Raw genomic sequence first — 19,098 nt, forward strand, 5'->3', positions numbered from 1 at the left:
TATTTATGGATAGCGACTTCTACACGGCATATTTATTACACCGACGTCCTTTTAGTGACTCACAAGTAATGCTTGATATGTTAGTAGAAGGCGTTGGCCAGTTGCGCATGCTGGCGCGAATTAGCGGTCGCCAAGCAACAAAATACAAAGCTCAGTTACAACCCTTCCAAGCCTTACTGGTAAATTATACCGGTAAACACGACCTGAAATATATCCAACGATTTGAACTACATGGCACGCAATCCACACTAGTTGGGGATCAGCTTTATTGTGGGTTTTACCTCAATGAACTAACCAACCGCATTGTACCAATTAATGAACCGATTGATCATGCCTATCAATTGTATAAAACTCACCTACAACAGCTTAACCAGCACCCTAATTTACAAGCTGTATTACGTTCTTATGAATTTCAACTATTAGAATTATTAGGCTATGGCGTTGACTTTAGTTTTGATGCCGCAGGCGATCCAATTTCGGCAGAGCAAACGTATAGTTACTTTGCTGAATACGGCTTTGTTGCCCAAGAAAATCAAGGCAGTGGCTTTTCTGGCGCGCAGTTAAATGCAATTGCAGCTCATGACTTTAGTGCGCCGGATGTGTTATATATGGCAAAACAATTAAGTCGTCATTTAATGAAGCCTTTATTAGGCAAAAAACCATTAAAAAGTCGCGAGCTGTTTATATCCAAATAGTTTGGGTATTCACCAACAATCTTAATACGGTATTTTTAACCGTTATTTTTACAGGTAAAAAAATGAAAGATATTCTTTTGGGTATAAACGTTGATCATATTGCTACCTTACGCCAAGCTCGGGGTACAAATTACCCAGATCCAGTACATGCTGCGAGTGTTGCTGAGCATGCTGGCGCTGATGGGATCACTATTCATTTACGTGAAGACCGTCGTCACATTCAAGATCGTGACGTGTATGTGATGGCTAAAACAATCCAAACACGAATGAACCTTGAAATAGCGGTTACAGATGAAATGATTGATATTGCTTTAGATGTTAAGCCAGCTTATGTTTGCTTAGTACCAGAAAAACGCGAAGAGTTGACCACCGAAGGCGGTTTAGACGTTGTTGGTAATCTAGATAAGATTAAAGCCGCGACAGCAAAATTAACTGACGCCGGTATTAAAGTATCATTATTTATCGATGCAGACAAAGCACAACTAGATGCAGCTAAAGCCTGTAATGCCCCTTATGTTGAAATTCATACTGGCGCTTATGCGGATGCGCAAACTGATACCGAGATACAAAAACAACTTGAGCATATTCATCAAGGCGTAAAGTATGCAGCAAGTTTGGGTTTGATAGTAAACGCCGGCCACGGTCTTCATTATCATAACGTGAAACCGATTGCTGCTATGAAAGAAATTTACGAATTAAACATTGGTCACGCAATTATAGCGCGCGCAGCCATTGATGGATTAGATAAAGCAGTACGTGACATGAAGCGACTAATGCTAGAAGCGAGAGCATAGCCATTGTAATAAATTATAAACATGCACCGCATAAAGTGCGGTGCATGTTAATGCAACTGAAAGGATTTATTTAAAATTGGACTTTAATGCCCATTTTAAATTTGCGGCCAAGTACATCATAGTTACTTGGGAATGTATTACCTGAGTTAGAGCTGGTATCGCCAGCTTCACCACCAACGACAGGTGGTTCTTTTTCAAAAATATTATCTATACCGAAATTAACTACAATGTTTTCTGTTGCGTAATAACTAGCAAATAAATCAAAGTAGTCGTAGCTGTCAATGCTTCTAAAATCTTCAAAAACATTCGGGGCTTCAATCGGCTCTACTTCAACGCCATCTATATGACGCCATTGTAATGACATTGTTAAATCTTCCCATACCCAGCTAGTACGTTGCACCCAACGAAGCTCTGATACAGGGTCACAACTGGTACTGAAGTAACCTTTACAATCGATTATTCTAGCTGTGTCTGAGCTTTGTGACTCCTGTGTTAGATATTTATTGATATTACCTGAAAATTGCAATTCGCCCATTTCGTCCATTAGTACAGCAAAGTTAAAACCAAGTTCGATACCTTCAGCACGTTGGCTTTTCAAGTTAGTGGTGAACTGTTCTATACCAGCTCCAGCAATTGTTAAATCACCACCAATTCTATTTATTTTTGCACACTCATTGGTATCGCCAAGTACATAACAAGCATCAAGAATTTCTTGAGCAGAAAAGTTGCCAATAATATTACTAATATCAATATCATAGTAATCTAATGTGATTGTAAAGTTTTCAAGCGCATCAAACTCAGGCGTCCACACAATACCTGCTGTAAATGTGTCTGCTTCTTCGGCCCCCGGAGGATTCAGAGGATCACTACCGCTAATAACTTGTACTTGCCCTGAAATAACATTTTGCACATTACCAACTTGCGCTTCAGTCATTCCAGTTGATATACAAAGCTGTTTTAATGTTTCATCAATATTACCTGCATTAGCTACTGAACACGGGTCACTTTGAGCATTATCTAATCCTGTGACTACAGGGGATGCAATCTCACCAACATTAGGTGCACGAGTAGCTTGTTGTTGCATGACGCGGACTAAAATATCGCTGACTGGACGCCAATTAAAGCCTAACTTCCAGGTTTCATTGCTACCAACTGTATCATAATCAGCCCAACGAAAACCAAACTCAACATCAAGCGTTTCAGCACCTGGTAACCCATCTAATACCGGCAAGTAGCCTTCCATAAATAACTCATCAACGGAGAAACCGCCAGAGATTGGAAGTTGATTACCGCCAGCACCACCTTGGCAGCTTGCTGGAGCAAGCTTTAAACATTCGTCAGGCTCAAATAAGCCTTTTTCTTTACGCTTTTCATAGCCAAAACTCATTGCCAGTGGTGCGCCAGCGCCCGGAATTTCAATAAAGTCGAATGAGCCATTTACACTAGCAGTGAAAACTTCTTGGCTGTATTTTTGTTGTTGCAATGCAATTGCTTGTGCATAACCTGCCATTTCTTCGGTGATTGAACCAAAACCACCAAATAAGTTGATAGGAACACAACTAGAATCACCATTTTTACAAGTAACGCCATCTGTAGTATCAAGCGCGTTTTGAATGTTAGTTAAGTTGGTGTAACCACCACGAACAGTTGTTCGGTTAGATTCACCATATTGATAGCTTGCATCATATTGCCAATCATCTAAAAAGTAACCTGTAACCCCAGTCACCATTTGAAATTGAGTGCTGTCAAATCGTTCTGTTCGAGCGCCAAGCTCTAATGTACGTCTTCTAAGTTGAACTGACAGGTAGTCAGCTTCATCAACAATACCATTGCCATTTATGTCTTGCCAATTAGATGTATCTAAACTTCCTTCACCTAAAGCAGCCGTAGCGCCATCGATCATAAATTGCCTTGCTTGATCGCCTATTAATGGATTGGCTAATGGTAAATTGAACACAGATCCAAAAGTACCAGAAGGAGCTACTTGGGTATCAACACTGGTATTAGTAAAGTTCACAGATGAATAAACTTGGTGATCATCTGTCAGGTAGTAATTACCAATAGCTGTTGCTGAATAGCGTTCAGATGGTGTTTGATAGAAGTTGTATGGGTTGAAGTTGAATACACTACACTCAGTAGCGGCTAATGTGCCATCATTTCTGAATTGGCCACTACCATTACCGCCAGCACCAACAATTGTAAATCGAGTAGGAAAAGCGGTGGTAGATCCACCACTTTCGACGGAGTTTGGACCACTACATGCATCAGGAGCTGGGATTGGCGGCTCGCCATTTAAGAATTGTTCATAGTTAGCACCCGTTTTAGTTTCAATTCCTAGCAGGCCTAATGGTCTATCACCTAATAAAATTTGATCTCGTTGTGTCCAACCTAGCGATAACACTACATTACCTTTGTCATCTTCAAGATTAGAACCCAGAGTAATACTGAAGCTGTCTTTATCACCGTCACCATCGCCAGTTTCTGAATGTTTGGCGTCAAAAACCACCCCTTGGAAATCATCTTTTAGCACTATGTTGACAGCGCCCGCTATTGCATCAGAACCATAAACGGCAGATGCTCCACCGGTAACAATATCAATTCGTTCAATTAATGCACTGGGGATGGTTGAACTATCTACGGCACCATTATAGTTATATGGGATCATACGACGGCCATTCATTAATACTAATGAGCGTTGAGCACCAAGACCGCGTAAGTTTATTGTAGCTGCACCGCCAGAACCATTATTAACGTTACTACCATCACCAGGTACTGTTGCTGGTAAGTTTCTTAATATTTGTTCAACTTCAGGTTCTTGTTGAAAACCAAGTTCTTTTTCTCCAATGGAAATGATAGGACTAGCGGAAACAGCTCCTGGTTGGCGAATACGGCTACCTGTAACAGAAATAACTTCGACGTCTTTGTCGACTTCAGTTTCTTGTGCTGTGGAAAGTGGTGAATAGATGAGTGCGGTTGAGACAACCCCTGCACTAAGTGCATATTTCACTGCAGATGAAATTCTACTTTTTAACATTGTAATCTCCCAAATATTTATAATAATTAGGCTAAATACAACAGGAAGCACATTGCAGATGCTTCCTCTTAGCTTTTTAAAGATAGTCATTAAGTTGGGACATACAAATAATTTAAAGCGTCAAAATATAAAATTTTGAAAAGTTTGAAATGTAAAACGAATGAAATACGGCAGGGTAGATAAAAAGATTGTTTTTAAACAGTAGCTTAAATAAAAAAGCGGCTTCGGAAGCCGCTTTTTAATCTTGAATATATTTATTAACAGTTAGTCTCTTTAGCGTTAACGCCTTCTTTTACTTCTTCACAGGCGTCTTCTACTTTGTTTTGTACGTCGGTAACAGCTTCATCGATGCGCTCACCGGCCTCTTCTGCATGATTGTCTTCACAACCCATGATAAAAAAACTAGCGAATAAAGCGATCACAGCGGTTTTAATAGTTGTCGATTTCATAATGTAATTCCTTGTAAAAATAATAAATGTGTTGTTATTTAAAATAAATTGTTATCACTTAGGGACATTGCCGCGCAATGCACCTGAAACGAGTGAAATAACTAACAATACAATAAAGATAAAAAAGATAATCTTAGCAATTCCTGCTGCGGCACCTGCGATACCACCAAAACCTAACACTGCAGCAATAAGTGCAATAACTAGAAATGTAATTGTCCAGCGTAACATTGTCGTCTCCTTGGTTTGTAAATTTGTTCGGAGTAAATAATGCTAGTTACATGCCATGTATTTAAATCCTTTATTATCAATATCATAGGGGTTTATTTCATTTCTCTTCATAAATTAGGTGGGAATTATTTACAGCTTTATCTGTAACTTATACTCGACGCTCTAAAAATCAATATTTAAGTCGTTTTTTGGTAAGACCAATTTCATTTTTGAGCCATTTTGTATTTAATCAAGCGGTTGTTCAGTCGTTCAGTCGGTAGGTTTTCCAGCTGCGGATAAGCTTTTACTTATAAGTTATAGCTATATTCAGTATTTTTATCATCTATATCCTATGAAATTATAGCAAAATGTAGAGTGTTAACTTTGCTGAGCATATGTTAGCTTTGTATTAATTGGTTTTACCAATTTACAAAGTGTTGGACTTGGTCTTTTTCTTTGTTATGATTGTTGCATAATTATTTAAATAAAGTGATTTTTTACCTAGCGGGGCTGGGTGGAAATAATCAGGGGGGAGCAGGATGGATATAGGTCAGTTACTTGCTACAGCAGCAAACTTAATGATCACCGGGATGGTGGGCGTTTTCGTTTTTCTTTCGTTGTTGATTTCAGCAATTACCATTATGTCTAAATTAGCGAGTCGTTTTGAACAGCCGGTTGCAACAACGCCAACGCGTACACCGTCAATCAAAGCATCAGGTGTATCAAGTGAACACATCGCTGCGATAAGTGCAGCCATAGCTCAATACAAAAATAAACAAAAACTATAAGGAGTTACTTGTGGCTAAATTAAAATTAACAGAATTAGTACTTAGGGACGCGCATCAATCATTATTAGCAACGCGTATGCGTTTGGATGACATGCTACCGATTGCACAAAAATTAGATGATGCAGGTTATTGGTCGATCGAATCATGGGGTGGGGCTACTTTTGATTCATGCATTCGTTATTTGGGTGAAGATCCTTGGGAGCGTATTCGTGCTCTTAAAAAAGCTATGCCAAATACTAAACAGCAAATGTTATTACGTGGTCAAAACCTTTTAGGCTATCGTCATTATGCCGATGATGTTGTTGAAAAATTTGTAGAGCGAGCGCACAAAAATGGTGTTGATGTGTTTCGTATTTTTGATGCGATGAACGATGTTCGTAATCTTGAAACGGCTATTAAAGCTGCAATTAAAGTTGGCGCACATGCACAAGGTACAATTTCGTACACAGTAAGCCCGGTTCATACACTTGATATGTGGTTAACGCTTGCCAAGCAGCTTGAAGAGTTAGGCTGTCATTCAATTTGTATTAAAGACATGGCCGGTTTGCTTAAACCATACGATGCAGAAGAGTTAATCAAAGCGTTAAAAGAAACAGTCTCTATCCCAATTGCAATGCAGTGTCATGCCACAACAGGTTTAAGTACTGCTACTTACCAAAAAGCGATTGATGCTGGTATTGATATGCTTGATACCGCAATTTCATCAATGAGTATGACTTACGGGCACAGCGCAACTGAAACGATTGTATCGATTGTTGAAGGTACTGAACGTGATACTGAGCTGGATTTAAATCAACTCGAAGAGATTGCTGCTTATTTCCGTGATGTTCGTAAAAAATATGCCGCGTTTGAAGGCAGCTTAAAAGGTGTTGATGGCCGTATTTTATTAGCGCAAGTGCCTGGTGGCATGTTAACTAATATGGAAAACCAGCTTAAAGAGCAAGGTGCTGCGGATAAATTGAATGAAGTATTACTTGAGATCCCACGTGTACGTGAAGACTTAGGTTATTTACCGTTAGTTACACCAACATCACAAATTGTTGGTACACAAGCAGTATTAAACGTATTGACGGGCGAGCGTTATAAAACTATCACCAAAGAAACTGCCGGAGTGCTAAAAGGTGAGTATGGCGTAACTCCTGCGCCGATGAATAAAGAGTTACAAGAGCGCGTACTTAATGGCGCAGAAGTCATTACTTGCCGCCCAGCTGATTTATTGCAACCAGAACTAGAAATACTCCAAGCTGAGCTATTAAAAGAAGCACAAGAGCAAGGTTTAAGCTTAGCGGATGTGCAGATTGATGACGTGTTAACGTATGCATTATTCCCACAAATTGGGTTGAAATTCATTAAGAATCGTAATAACCCAGATGCATTCGAAGCTGTGCCAAGTGCTGAATCTGCTAATAAAGAACAACCAGTTAGCAATAAAAAAAGTAACAGCAACACAGTAAAAGCAGAGCAGTACAGCGTAAAAGTAGATGGTAAAGTTTATGATGTAGTGGTTGCACAAGGCGGTGAGCTTAAAGAAGTAACACTTAAAGATAGTGAGCATATTCCACAATCGGCGTCAGTTGCTTCCGGCGAAACACTTAACGCTCCACTTGCTGGTAACATCTTTAAAATCAAGGTGAAAGCGGGTCAAACGGTAAATGAAGGCGATGTAGTGATCATCATGGAAGCGATGAAAATGGAAACTGAAATTCGTGCAACCCACACCGGTACTATTGCTGAAATTCTTGTTGCTGAAGGTGATTCAGTGGCAACGGGTGACGCTATGATAGCACTAGCTTAGGAGCTCAGAGGATGGAAGCATTATTAAACCTCTGGCAAGCAACAGGTATTGCTAATTTTACATTTCCTGCGCTTATTATGATCGCAGTAGGGTGTTTATTGTTGTATCTGGCAATTGCGCGCAACTTTGAGCCGTTATTATTATTACCAATTGGCTTTGGGGCAATATTAACAAATATCCCCGTAGCGGGCTTATCAGACCCCGGTGGTTTGCTGTATTACGTTTATCATATTGGGATTGATACCGGTGTATTCCCATTATTAATATTTATGGGTGTTGGTGCACTCACTGATTTTAGTGCCTTGATAGCTAATCCTCGTATGTTATTGCTAGGTGCTGCAGCTCAGTTTGGTATTTTTGCAACCTTGTTTGGCGCAATTTTACTAAACTATGTACCAGGTTTTGAGTTTTCTTTACAAGATGCGTCAGCAATTGCGATTATAGGTGGTGCAGATGGCCCGACGGCAATCTTCTTAGCCTCAAAACTTGCTCCTGATTTATTGGGTGCTATCGCCGTAGCTGCATACTCATATATGGCGTTGGTGCCAATTATTCAGCCGCCAATTATGCGGGCTTTAACCACACCAGAAGAACGTAAAATTCAAATGCCACAGTTACGCACCGTATCAAAAAAGGAAAAAATTATTTTTCCGTTAATGGTATTGAGTTTAACGATTTTGTTTTTACCTGCAGCAACGCCACTGGTAGGCATGTTCTGTTTAGGAAACTTGATGCGAGAGTCTGGTGTGGTTGACCGTTTAAGTAATAGTGCACAAAACGAGATCATAAATATCACCACTATTTTCCTTGGTTTAGCTGTAGGCTCTAAGCTTGCTGCAGATAAGTTTTTAACCGTAGAAACAATTGGTATTTTGGTACTCGGCGCCTTGGCTTTTGCAATTGGTACAGCTTCAGGTGTATTTATGGCAAAAGGTATGAACAAGTTCTCTAAATCACCAATCAATCCACTCATCGGCGCGGCTGGTGTATCAGCTGTGCCAATGGCTGCACGCGTAGTTAATAAAGTGGGTCTGGAGAATAATCCGCATAATTTCTTATTAATGCATGCAATGGGACCAAATGTTGCGGGAGTACTGGGTAGTGCTGTGGCTGCAGGTATCTTGTTAGCTCTGGTAGGTTAAACAAATCTTAAACCATACCCAGCGAGCTGAGTATGGTGAGGTAACTTTTACTTCCAACCGACTGGCGCAGTATTTACTGCGCTTTTTTTTTGCGCTTAGGGTCTGTTGACCTTTCAGGGTTAAAATTTGTTCAAACTAGGGGCGATTTAATCACGGCGCGAGATTTGTAACCTAGTGGGCTAAGTAAAAATCGAGCAACAAAGAGTTAATCGCCCCTAGGCAGAACCCTTCGGGCAGCGCGTGTTTGGCATTTATGCCGAGTTATCTCCTATTTATGGGGAATAACCACACTACATAGGCTCTGCCTTGCCTAAAAACCAAACGCGCAGCTGCAAATTTAACCTCGAAAGATAAACAGACCCTAGGTATACTCGATAGATATTTTATTAAATAGGAATGGTATGAATATCTTCGTGATTTTAATTTCACTGTTTGTTGCATTAATCATTCTTGTGCCACTACTTGAAAAGTATCAGTCTAAAATGGGCCTAGATGGTGCGACTAAATACGCCAAATACATTTGGCCATTAGTGATGATTTCATTGGTTGTGCAATTGATTTATGTGTTGGTGAGGTAGAGCGTAGCTGCCAGTTTTAAGGTCTAGGAGCGGTAAGCTTTAAGTTGTAAGTGATAAGCTCGTGTTTAAATGGACTGTGTAGGTTGGGTTGAGCACCGCGAAACACAACGAAAAAATTGTAACGGTAGATATCAATCTTTGAATATTTATCTATGCTCGTTACTCTGCGATCCCACAACAGTCACGCAGCTTTGGGTTTCCCGTGAAGGCCACATGGTCTGAACGATGTTTAAACGCTTTGTATGGATAATAAACCCATCTTGTTAAGTTATTAGTGCCCCATTGGATCAAAGTAAGCCTCCCAGGTTAGAGCACAAGCTTGTTTTGATTTTGCTTTTTTCATGTAGAACATTGCATTTTCGTCAGTTGAACAATTCATAAGCGCTACACCTAAATTGTAAAATGCATGTTTGTTATTACTGCCTTGATCTATTGCTTTTTTAAAATATTCAGCCGCTTCTTGATGTTTGCCCATATCACATAGAACAGTTCCATAGTTTATGAGAGTTAGCTCATCATCAGTATGGTTATGTAAGACTTGCTCAAGAATGCTTTTTGCCTCATCAAAGTTTTGATGCCACTTGGAGTTATCTTTCCAAGTTTCATCTATTAATGATTTGGCTTTTTTGTTTATATCTTCAATGCTCATTCTGAAACGTAACAATCTATTTGTCCCATTTTGGTGGTTTTTTAGCACACCAAAACGGCGGTCACTAATGTTATCGGAGAAAATTGCGATATTAATAATCGCATGGCTAAATTTCAATCAATAAAATATTCAATTTTCGCTCATAGCCGTTTATCAGGTGACGTTTGCTTAACTTTCAAAACTATAAAAGTAGATATGAGGCAGCACATGCAAGTTCTATTGCAACATTAATTTGCGAATACAACCGGAGCGCATCACATCAAACAGTTCAACAAAAAGCCGTTGCTATTTACATAACAACGGCTTATATTTTTCGCTGACCGCTTTACTTAAGCGCTAACTGTAGCTCTCGGTTGCGCTCTAGCTGCGCTAAGAAGTTATCTGCGATTGGTTTAAACTTAGCAAGCTCGTCGCGAGGCAGTGGCTCTGACTTCGGTAACTTAACCGTTTTAGGGTTACGGTGAACGCCGTTAACTAAAAACTCGTAGTGTAAGTGTGCGCCTGTTACACGACCTGTGGAGCCGACAGTACCAATTTGTTGACCTTGCTTAACTTTTTGACCAGTTTTAACTAGTTTCTTGTTAAGGTGTAGGTATTTAGTGACGTACTGTGTGCCGTGACTAATAAATATATAGTTACCATTATACTTACTGTATCCGGCTTTAATTACTTTACCATTACCAGAGGCAACTACTGGCGTTCCAGTACGAGCTGCGTAGTCAATCCCACGGTGTGCTCTTACTTGTCCTGTTACAGGGTGTAAGCGACGCGGATTAAAGCTTGAGCTTATATATTTAAAGTTAACCGGTGCACGTAAAAATGCTTTTTTCATACTACGCCCTTCAGGCGTGTAAAAAGTACCATCGCTGTGACGAATAGCCGCGTAACGTTGACCTTGGTTAATAAACTCAGCAGCTATAATTTTACCTGTGCCAATAAACTCGCCATCAACATAATGCGATTCATAGATTAAACCAAATTGATCGCCTTTACGGATATCATTGGCAAAATCCACATCCCAACCGAATATGTCAGCAAAGTTCATTATTTGCCGTTCACTTAAACCAGCAGCAATACCTGAGGTCCAAAAGCTGTTGGTAATTTCTCCGCCTGTTGATTTAGTTAATGTTTCAATTTCTTTACTATCAATAGACGTATCGTAGTTACCTTCTTCATTTAATGTAACGAATAGGGTATCTGTTTTTGAAATCACATAACGTAACTGTGCCAAAGAACCATCTTCGGCGGTAGCAAAGCTTAATGTTTCACCAGGGTGAATTTTACTAAGTTTACGTGTTTCTGCATTGGTATTAAGCAGTTTATGAACGGTTTGCGCTGAAAAGCCGGCGCGTTTGAAAATAAGTGCTAAATTGTCACCGTTCTTTACTTCAAAATCGACTAGATTGTATTCTGGGAATTTTGCTGCATCTTCTTGCGAATTTAATTCAGTTAATTTTTCGTTATCATCAACTTTAATTTGTAATTCGTAGCGCTTGCCAATTTCTAGCGCATCAGCGCTATTGTCTTTAGAGGCGGTGGCTTTTTCTGAAGGAATGAGTGTTAAAGCAGCAATAGCAGAAACCAAGCCTAGAATAAGCAATTTGTGTTTTTTTGGGAGAGTGTGCACAACGCGAACCATAACGTGCCTTTTCCTGCTGTCAAGATAATTAATCACTAATATTGCAGGATATACTTAATAAAGCGTTAATACCAGTGTTTTGTAGATTTAAACTGGCGCGGATTTACGCTAGAATCACCAGATTGACTGAATTTTTTGGAGTAATACATAGTGGACTTACAAACCGCTCTAGCAGAGATAAAACGCGGTGCTGAAGAAATATTAATTGAAGACGAGTTAGTCGAAAAGCTAAAGTCTGGTAAAAAGCTAAAGATCAAAGCTGGTTTTGATCCAACTGCACCTGACTTACACTTAGGTCACACTGTGCTAATTAATAAAATGAAAACCTTCCAAGACTTAGGTCATGAAGTGATTTTCTTAATTGGTGATTTCACCGGTATGATTGGTGACCCAACGGGTAAAAATGTAACTCGTAAGCCACTAACCCGTGAAGATGTATTGGCAAATGCTGAAACATATAAAGAACAAGTATTTAAAATTCTGGATCCGGCTAAAACCACGGTTGCTTTTAATTCAACTTGGATGGAGAATTTAGGCGCTGCAGGGATGATCAAGCTAGCAGCACGTCAAACTGTTGCTCGTATGCTAGAACGTGATGATTTTAAAAAGCGTTATGCTGGCGGACAATCAATTGCGATTCATGAGTTTTTGTATCCATTAGTGCAAGGTTGGGATTCAGTTGCGCTTGAAGCTGATGTTGAGCTCGGTGGTACTGATCAACGCTTTAATCTATTAATGGGTCGAGAGCTACAAAAAGACGAAGGCCAAAAGCCACAAACCGTATTAATGATGCCTTTACTTGAGGGCACCGACGGTGTGCAAAAAATGTCTAAGTCATTAGGTAACTACATTGGTATTACTGATGCTCCTAACGATATGTTTGGTAAGATCATGTCTATTAGTGATGAGCTGATGTGGCGTTATTATGATTTGCTAAGTAGCTTATCAATTGACGAAATTGCTGCGCTTAAAGAAAAGGTTGCACAAGGTACTAATCCGCGTGATATTAAAATCGATTTAGCAAAAGAAATGATTGCTCGTTTTCACAGCGATGCAGCAGCTGTTGGTGCGCATGAAGATTTTATTAAACGTTTTCAAAAAAATGCGTTACCGGATGATATCCCAGATATGACAGTAACGATTGATGAAGATACCGTATTTATTACTAATTTGCTTAAAGAAGCAGGCTTAGTTGCGAGTACGTCAGAAGCTATGCGAATGATCAAACAAGGCGCAGTTAAAATCAATGGCGAAGAAAAGGTCACTGATACTAAGCTTGAAATTGCAAAAGGCAGCACAGCTATTTATCAAGTTGGCAAACGTAAGTTTGCAAATATTACCTGTGCTTAATAGGTAAAGAATGAAAATTCAGTTTTAAAAACCAGCTTCGGCTGGTTTTTTACTCTTTGTGATCTACAACATTGTTTTAATGATTTCGATGCCAAATATAACCAGTAACCAAAAGCCGCGCGCTTGATTTAGCCGATTGATCAATACCGCAATATCATCAGCCTGTGGTAAACGCTCAGTACCAATACGCATTTTATCAAATCGAGTATCTTGGTATATGGCAGGGCCACCGAGTTGCACACCAACAGAGGCCGAACAACAACTTAATAACCAGCCACTATTTGTTTGATAAAAATGCCGTCCATAATGCTTAATATAATGAACGCTCAATTTACTGGCTTTACTTGCTGCAACAGTCAGCGCCAATATCCGCGTAGGTAACCACTCAAGAATATATAATAGCCAACTGAGTGATTTTAAAAATGGGCTATTAGGCAAAATATCTTTGCGCCAAGCTTGGTGGATCAAAGTCAGTAGGCGATAAGCCAGTGCAGCCATAGGGCCAAATAGTAGATAAAAGAAAATAACGCTAAAGTAATGACGAGCCACTCTTAAGATCAGCGTTTCCATAATGGCTTTGCAAAGACCAGGGCCTGATAATTTATCAACCTGGCGAGCAAGTAGTGGTTTTAATAACTCTCGGGCTGTAGACTTTTGATTTTGTTTAACGAGTCGTGCAATACGCAGCGCTTTACTTTCTACACTTCGCCACTCTAGGCTGAGGTATAAAATTAACCCAGCTAATAGTTCAGGGTAATATGCAAATTCAAGCAGTAAGATTACCAAGGTCATGATCACTAAAATGACTAAGGTGAAACATAACGAAGATGACAAATATTGGTAACTTGCAGGTTCACTCTTTCGAAAAACGCGTTTCCCAAGTGCTCTAAATACCGCAATTAAAAATGTATTTGGGTGATACCAGCTTACCAAAGGTAAAAAGCGCTCAGCAATGAGCGCTAATATAAATACAATAAAGTCCAAATGTTGCTGAACTAAATTGAGTAACACCTTATAGCGTTACCGTAGTCAGCTTTTCTAGTAATGCGATCACCATTTTTGATGAGTTTATTGAAGCGGTTTCTAGGTATTCTTCAAATGACTGTGGTGACTCTTTACCTGCAATATCAGACATTGAACGGATCACTACAAACGGTGTAGCTAAAGAAAAGCATACTTGTGCAATGGCAGCGCCTTCCATTTCTACAGCTAACATAGTAGGGAAGTCCGCACGGGCTTTATCAATACGCACCGGATCACACATAAATGAATCGCCAGTACAGATTAAGCCGATCAGGGTCTTCACGTCACTGATGCTTTCAACACTTTGTTGTGCAGCCTCGATTAATTTAGGGTGAGCGGCAAAACCAGCAGGCATCTGTGGTACTTGGCCAATTTCATAACCAAAAGCGGTTACATCAACATCATGATGACGTACCTCAGATGAAATTACCACGTCGCCAACACTCAGAGATGGATCAAAACCACCGGCAGAGCCTGTGTTGATCACACAGTCTGGTTGAAAATTATCAATCAATAACGTTGTTGCAATACTAGATGCGACTTTACCAATACCTGATTGCACTAAAGTCACAGTGTTACCAGCTAATTCACCTGTATAAAAAGTGAAACCTGCTTTAGTTAGAATTTGTGGATTTTGCATTGCTTCACGCAAAATTTTAACTTCTGGCTCCATCGCGCCAATAATACCGACATTCATAATTTTAAATTCCTCTAATTAGATGTTTAGATTATACGTGAAGTTAGCGATAAAAAACAAAAATGCGAGCTTAAAAGCTCGCATTTTATCGTTTAAGAAAACTTATATTTCAGCTAAAGCTGTGGAATGGGCTTTAGCTTGCGAAGGAGATAGTACCGCCGGCTTAGTAACACGGTTGCGTGTCGGGCGACTACTTTGTGCTGTCGGCTTGCCAAGCTTAAACATAATTGCTTCGCGTACTTCTGATGGCCGATAGCCAGATTTAACTTTCATACGGATATGTGGAATGCCAGCAGCTTCAAGTGCACCATTAACAAACCAGTCTCGTTGGGCTTTATGACCATCTTTATTGGCGTTGTTTACTAAGTCAACCGCTGCCACAATCGTCATCTTTTCTTTATCAATCAGCACATAATCCAGTTGTTTGTTTTTTGCTTTAGCGATTGCAGCACGTTTAGCTTTAGCAGATAAACCTTTTTTACAATCAATGATATCGATTAATTTTACACGGCTAACAATTTTATATTGATCGCCTACAGCACGTTCTAAAAGGTTTAAAAATGAGCTTTCAACTTGCGTAAATACACTGGTTTTACGCGTGAATGGGTAAGGGTTTCCGCCATCATCGGTAAACTTTGACGCAACAACAGATGCCCCTACGACTAATACTAAAATTGATAATAAAGCGAATTCCATACGGTAACTCCACAACAACAAATTGACACTATAAATTACTTAGCAATTTACGTGCCCAGTTGTAATGAAGTTACACTTTATAACAGCTAAGTTATGGCTGGTATCCGCCAGCAATTCCTTTTACTGCAATCGCAACAGCATCATGGGCATGCAGAGATTCATAATGGTTTATTTGTAACCAGTAATCGGCGTATTGTGCATCTTCTAACACGGCTTTGATTTTACGCGCAGCATCTTCACAAAACATCAGATTTTGACCATTTAAACGGGCGAATTCTTGCTCATCTTCACGCTTAACTGCCGCTTGTACAGGGGTTTTAAGCTCATCTTCAAGAGTATTGATCAAGCTCAAAATATCAAACTCACGGATGCTGCTATCTAGTTTGACTTTTACATTGGCAATAGAGCGTTGAGAATGCGGTGTGGCGATTATGCCATCGGTACTGCCAAGCCAGTTGACCACTTCTTCATGGCTAAGAGTATGCTGCTGAAACTTTTCAACAAAGGCTTGTTGAATAAGTTGGCGAGCTAATGCCGCTGAGCATGGGCAAGTTGATGAGTAAGTTACATCAAGGTTTAATTCAAAACTAAGTACACCGCGGTCAATTTTTGCCACTATGGTCAACGGGTAGCTTTTCCAACCCGCTTTGCCGCTAAGGAGTGATTTTCTGCGCAGCGGTAGTTCAAACTTAAATTCAATTTTAGCTTGGTCGCTTAATCCTGTGTGACTAGAGATAAAGCTATCGAGCGCTTGTGCAATAGTTTGCGGGTTAACGTGTTGCTCAGTTGACAGGGTATCGAGCGCTAAAAATAACCGCGACATATGAATACCTTTTGCGTCTTCTTTGTGAAGATTAACAAAAGCACGAGCTTTAGCGTTGACATTAATAGGCGCAAGATCACGAGATTCAAATAAAAAAGGCAGTTCAATATCAGCCATACCAACCCAGTCTAATTTACCTGTTTGTAAGGCGGGAGCCGTATCTGCTATATCGGGCATGTTGCTTTGCATGAAAAATCTCGTTATTGGCAATTGTAAAGCGCGATATTTTACACGAAATAAATAAAAAATACGTGGTAGATGAAAATTTTCTGTTTTCGTCGCGGAACATGAAAATAGTTAATGCAAAAATGCTAACATATTAGCACTAGTGGTTTTTTTGTAGCTGTGTAGTCAGCTGATTTTTTATATACTTATATGTATAGTTAAGAGACAGATTTATATATGATCGATTCCTCTTTGAGTCCATGGGCTCGAACACTTTCCAGTTTAATTACTCGATTCGGTGAATTCAAAACCGCAACTATCTGTTATGCATTACTATTAGTCTTGGCATTAATATTGTCGTGTATGTTTTATTATGTTGCAGTGGGCGAGGTGATGCTCGTTGATGTGCTTGCCGTAATGTTTTTTACTGCAGTAGTGTCGCCCATTATTATCAGTGTGTTGATCAATTCAATTCGCCAGTTAGATGCTTCCTATGCGTATTTAGATAGTGCCACCAAGCAAGAAAAATTATTAAATCAAACTTTAAAAGATAATATCAATCGCTTAAATGTAGAGATAGATGAACGTAAAATGGCATTTCATGCCAAACACCGTGCAATCGAAGAACTCAGACGAGAAATCGTCGAGCGTAAAAAAACCCAGCAAGAGCTTGCTCAACAAGGCATGTTACTGCGCTCTATTGTTGATTCATCGCCTGATTTATTTTATTACCGTGATAACAATGGTGTTTTTGCCGGTTGTAATAAAATGTTTGAAGAGGTGATGGGTAAATCAAGTGACGAGTTAATAGGTAAAACTGCAGAGGAAATTTATCCAACGCAATTCTTACCGGAAGTATTACTAACTGATAACAAAGTCGAAAAAACTCACGCCGCATTAACGCTTGATGTTGAATACCCTGTAGGCAATGAAAACCGTTGGTTTGAAATGCGCAAGCTCCCATTTATTAATGATGACGGTGACTACATTGGTTTATTAGCGTTTGGCCGCGACATCACCAGCCGTAAAGAAGCTGCTCAAGCACTTGAAACCGCTTATAAAGACAAGGGGAAATTTATTGCCACCCTAAGTCATGAATTACGAACTCCGCTCAATGGTATTGTGGGTTTAACCCGGATGTTGCTAGACACCGACTTGGATAAGCAGCAACGTAGTTGGTGTAATACAGTATTTTCTAGTGCTGAAACATTAGGAAATATTTTTAATGATATTATAGATTTAGATAAAATAGACCGCGAGCAACTCGATATTGTTACCGACTCAATAAATGTTTCCGACTTTATTAATGATGTGGTTAACTTTGCTGGATTAATTGCTGAACAAAAAGGCCTAGAGTTTGAAATTAAGCGCAAAGGTATGTTGGATATTTATGCGCAACTAGATCCGACCCGATTACGCCAAGTGGTGTGGAATTTAATAAATAATGCGGTTAAATTTACCCAACAAGGTAAAGTTCAATTAGCGTGTGTTCGGGAAAACCGTGCGGATGGCGCGTGGTTAGTCATGAAAGTAACAGATACCGGGCAAGGTATTCCACAAGAGCAATTACATCGTATTTTTGATATGTATTATAAAGCGCCAGATTTAAATGGTACTAATGCGATAGGATCAGGTATCGGTTTAGCTGTCACTAAGGCATTGGTTACTGCAATGAAAGGACAGTTACATGTGAGCAGTACCGAAGGGGAGGGCAGTTGCTTTGTGGTTGAAATACCGCTGGCCCTTTGTATTGCTCCGGCTGAACAAAGTTATGTTGGCCGTAGTTTGAATATCTTGCTAGTTGAAGATGTGCCGCTTAATGCTGAAATCGCCACTAACTTACTTGAGCAACGCGGCCATGAAGTTATCTGGGCTGAAACCGGTGAAGATGCATTGTCGTTTGTTGAAACTGAGGATGATCTGGATTTAGTACTGCTAGATATGCAACTGCCAGATATTAATGGCGATGAAGTAGCAAGGCAGATCCGTGCCGATAGCCATTTTGATAAGTTACCTATTGTAGCCCTTACGGCTAATGTGCGTAGCGCCGAAGAAGAGTTACAAGGTATCTCAATTCAAGGCGCATTAGCCAAGCCCATCAATACCACGAAGCTTGATAAAATGTTGGCTGAACTATTTGATATTAAACATCTACAACAGTCTGATGAAACACGCCTGACGGTTAGCAAAGAAGCCAGTGAAAATATCAATGTAGAGTTACTTGATGTTGAAACCATAGAAGATTTTGTTAATTCGATGGGCATAGTAACATTTAAGCGCAGCAGCAGTTTATTTGAAAAGCTAAATCCACAGTATCAGCAAGAGTTAGCAACGTCATTAGCAGCTGGTGACCGTGAAGAGTATAAGTCCGTCGCACATAAGCTTAAAGGTGCTGCAGGTTCAGTTGGTTTAAATGATGTACAGTTACACGCTAAGATCATGGAACATGGTGCGATTGAAGAAAGTGATGAAGTATTAAATACTTGGCTAACAATATTGGCAGATAAAATAAATGAAGGGCAACATGCCCTTCATTTATTCTTACAGCAATTAGAACGTTAATGCTGTCATTAC

Annotated in this window: 17 protein-coding genes; 8 read left to right on the forward strand and 9 right to left on the reverse strand. The window is 39.8% G+C overall.

Annotated elements, in window-relative coordinates:
* Window positions 1–5 precede the first annotated feature (5 nt).
* Window positions 6–695 (forward strand): DNA repair protein RecO, encoded by a 690-nt coding sequence (gene recO / locus H5232_RS06290; RefSeq protein ID WP_145237591.1) that lies wholly within the window; start codon window positions 6–8, stop codon window positions 693–695.
* Between the two features lie 62 nt (window positions 696–757).
* Window positions 758–1,489, forward strand: a complete 732-nt coding sequence (gene pdxJ / locus H5232_RS06295; protein ID WP_182717005.1) for a pyridoxine 5'-phosphate synthase — start codon at window positions 758–760, stop codon at window positions 1,487–1,489.
* A gap of 70 nt (window positions 1,490–1,559) precedes the next feature.
* Here pdxJ and H5232_RS06300 read toward each other — a convergent pair whose 3' ends face one another.
* The 3 genes from H5232_RS06300 to H5232_RS06310 all read right to left on the reverse strand — a co-directional run bounded on the left by H5232_RS06300 (window position 1,560) and on the right by H5232_RS06310 (window position 5,200).
* Window positions 1,560–4,523 (reverse strand): TonB-dependent receptor domain-containing protein, encoded by a 2,964-nt coding sequence (locus H5232_RS06300; RefSeq protein WP_182717006.1) that lies wholly within the window; start codon window positions 4,521–4,523, stop codon window positions 1,560–1,562.
* A gap of 257 nt (window positions 4,524–4,780) precedes the next feature.
* Window positions 4,781–4,972, reverse strand: coding sequence for a hypothetical protein (locus tag H5232_RS06305; RefSeq protein WP_149980895.1), 192 nt, complete (start codon window positions 4,970–4,972; stop codon window positions 4,781–4,783).
* 54 nt (window positions 4,973–5,026) lie between these two features.
* Entirely contained in the window at window positions 5,027–5,200 is a 174-nt protein-coding gene (locus tag H5232_RS06310) for a DUF1328 family protein (RefSeq protein ID WP_145237585.1), read from the reverse strand.
* Between the two features lie 518 nt (window positions 5,201–5,718).
* On the opposite strand from H5232_RS06310, the gene H5232_RS06315 reads away from it, so the two are divergent.
* The 4 genes from H5232_RS06315 (at window position 5,719) to H5232_RS06330 (ending at window position 9,482) form a co-directional block, all read left to right on the forward strand.
* Window positions 5,719–5,967 (forward strand): OadG family protein, encoded by a 249-nt coding sequence (locus H5232_RS06315; RefSeq protein WP_182717007.1) that lies wholly within the window; start codon window positions 5,719–5,721, stop codon window positions 5,965–5,967.
* Between the two features lie 10 nt (window positions 5,968–5,977).
* On the forward strand, window positions 5,978–7,762 hold the full coding sequence (oadA, locus tag H5232_RS06320; protein ID WP_182830660.1) for a sodium-extruding oxaloacetate decarboxylase subunit alpha: 1,785 nt from the start codon (window positions 5,978–5,980) through the stop codon (window positions 7,760–7,762).
* 11 nt (window positions 7,763–7,773) lie between these two features.
* Entirely contained in the window at window positions 7,774–8,904 is a 1,131-nt protein-coding gene (locus H5232_RS06325) for a sodium ion-translocating decarboxylase subunit beta (protein ID WP_145237582.1), read from the forward strand.
* Between the two features lie 401 nt (window positions 8,905–9,305).
* Window positions 9,306–9,482, forward strand: a complete 177-nt coding sequence (locus H5232_RS06330; protein ID WP_167542971.1) for a hypothetical protein — start codon at window positions 9,306–9,308, stop codon at window positions 9,480–9,482.
* Between the two features lie 271 nt (window positions 9,483–9,753).
* Here the strand turns inward: H5232_RS06330 and H5232_RS06335 are convergent, their stop codons facing one another.
* Window positions 9,754–10,248 carry a tetratricopeptide repeat protein gene (locus tag H5232_RS06335; protein ID WP_182717009.1) on the reverse strand — a complete coding sequence of 165 codons (495 nt, stop codon included), beginning with the start codon at window positions 10,246–10,248 and terminating at the stop codon, window positions 9,754–9,756.
* 208 nt (window positions 10,249–10,456) lie between these two features.
* On the reverse strand, window positions 10,457–11,770 hold the full coding sequence (locus H5232_RS06340) for a peptidoglycan DD-metalloendopeptidase family protein (protein WP_182717010.1): 1,314 nt from the start codon (window positions 11,768–11,770) through the stop codon (window positions 10,457–10,459).
* Window positions 11,771–11,920: 150 nt separating this feature from the next.
* On the opposite strand from H5232_RS06340, the gene tyrS reads away from it, so the two are divergent.
* Window positions 11,921–13,120 carry a tyrosine--tRNA ligase gene (gene tyrS / locus H5232_RS06345; RefSeq protein WP_145237578.1) on the forward strand — a complete coding sequence of 400 codons (1,200 nt, stop codon included), beginning with the start codon at window positions 11,921–11,923 and terminating at the stop codon, window positions 13,118–13,120.
* 63 nt (window positions 13,121–13,183) lie between these two features.
* On the opposite strand, the gene H5232_RS06350 is transcribed toward tyrS, so the two are convergent.
* The 4 genes from H5232_RS06350 to folE2 all read right to left on the reverse strand — a co-directional run bounded on the left by H5232_RS06350 (window position 13,184) and on the right by folE2 (window position 16,548).
* The gene (locus H5232_RS06350; RefSeq protein ID WP_182830661.1) at window positions 13,184–14,131 is read right to left on the reverse strand and encodes a cobalamin biosynthesis protein; all 948 of its coding nucleotides are present in this window, start codon (window positions 14,129–14,131) and stop codon (window positions 13,184–13,186) included.
* A 1-nt stretch (window position 14,132) separates the two neighbouring features.
* The gene (gene mtnN, locus H5232_RS06355) at window positions 14,133–14,840 is read right to left on the reverse strand and encodes a 5'-methylthioadenosine/S-adenosylhomocysteine nucleosidase (protein ID WP_182761647.1); all 708 of its coding nucleotides are present in this window, start codon (window positions 14,838–14,840) and stop codon (window positions 14,133–14,135) included.
* 102 nt (window positions 14,841–14,942) lie between these two features.
* Window positions 14,943–15,536 carry a DUF2726 domain-containing protein gene (locus H5232_RS06360; RefSeq protein ID WP_145237569.1) on the reverse strand — a complete coding sequence of 198 codons (594 nt, stop codon included), beginning with the start codon at window positions 15,534–15,536 and terminating at the stop codon, window positions 14,943–14,945.
* Window positions 15,537–15,627: 91 nt separating this feature from the next.
* Window positions 15,628–16,548 (reverse strand): GTP cyclohydrolase FolE2, encoded by a 921-nt coding sequence (folE2, locus tag H5232_RS06365; protein WP_182767522.1) that lies wholly within the window; start codon window positions 16,546–16,548, stop codon window positions 15,628–15,630.
* Between the two features lie 213 nt (window positions 16,549–16,761).
* Between folE2 and arcB the strand changes: the two genes are divergently transcribed.
* Window positions 16,762–19,086, forward strand: a complete 2,325-nt coding sequence (gene arcB, locus H5232_RS06370; protein WP_182717014.1) for an aerobic respiration two-component sensor histidine kinase ArcB — start codon at window positions 16,762–16,764, stop codon at window positions 19,084–19,086.
* Window positions 19,087–19,098 lie beyond the last annotated feature (12 nt).

Origin of the sequence: Pseudoalteromonas sp. SG41-5 (assembly GCF_014164495.1) — a bacterium.
GTDB lineage: Bacteria > Pseudomonadota > Gammaproteobacteria > Enterobacterales > Alteromonadaceae > Pseudoalteromonas > Pseudoalteromonas rhizosphaerae.

Bases quoted from the DNA above. Each gene is read 5' to 3' on its own strand.
- recO (WP_145237591.1), top strand. From the start codon at position 6: ATGGATAGCGACTTCTACACGGCATATTTATTACACCGACGTCCTTTT.
- pdxJ (WP_182717005.1), top strand. From the start codon at position 758: ATGAAAGATATTCTTTTGGGTATAAACGTTGATCATATTGCTACCTTA.
- H5232_RS06300 (WP_182717006.1), bottom strand. From the start codon at position 4,523: ATGTTAAAAAGTAGAATTTCATCTGCAGTGAAATATGCACTTAGTGCA.
- H5232_RS06305 (WP_149980895.1), bottom strand. From the start codon at position 4,972: ATGAAATCGACAACTATTAAAACCGCTGTGATCGCTTTATTCGCTAGT.
- H5232_RS06310 (WP_145237585.1), bottom strand. From the start codon at position 5,200: ATGTTACGCTGGACAATTACATTTCTAGTTATTGCACTTATTGCTGCA.
- H5232_RS06315 (WP_182717007.1), top strand. From the start codon at position 5,719: ATGGATATAGGTCAGTTACTTGCTACAGCAGCAAACTTAATGATCACC.
- H5232_RS06325 (WP_145237582.1), top strand. From the start codon at position 7,774: ATGGAAGCATTATTAAACCTCTGGCAAGCAACAGGTATTGCTAATTTT.
- H5232_RS06330 (WP_167542971.1), top strand. From the start codon at position 9,306: ATGAATATCTTCGTGATTTTAATTTCACTGTTTGTTGCATTAATCATT.
- H5232_RS06340 (WP_182717010.1), bottom strand. From the start codon at position 11,770: ATGGTTCGCGTTGTGCACACTCTCCCAAAAAAACACAAATTGCTTATT.
- mtnN (WP_182761647.1), bottom strand. From the start codon at position 14,840: ATGAATGTCGGTATTATTGGCGCGATGGAGCCAGAAGTTAAAATTTTG.
- H5232_RS06360 (WP_145237569.1), bottom strand. From the start codon at position 15,536: ATGGAATTCGCTTTATTATCAATTTTAGTATTAGTCGTAGGGGCATCT.
- folE2 (WP_182767522.1), bottom strand. From the start codon at position 16,548: ATGCAAAGCAACATGCCCGATATAGCAGATACGGCTCCCGCCTTACAA.
- arcB (WP_182717014.1), top strand. From the start codon at position 16,762: ATGATCGATTCCTCTTTGAGTCCATGGGCTCGAACACTTTCCAGTTTA.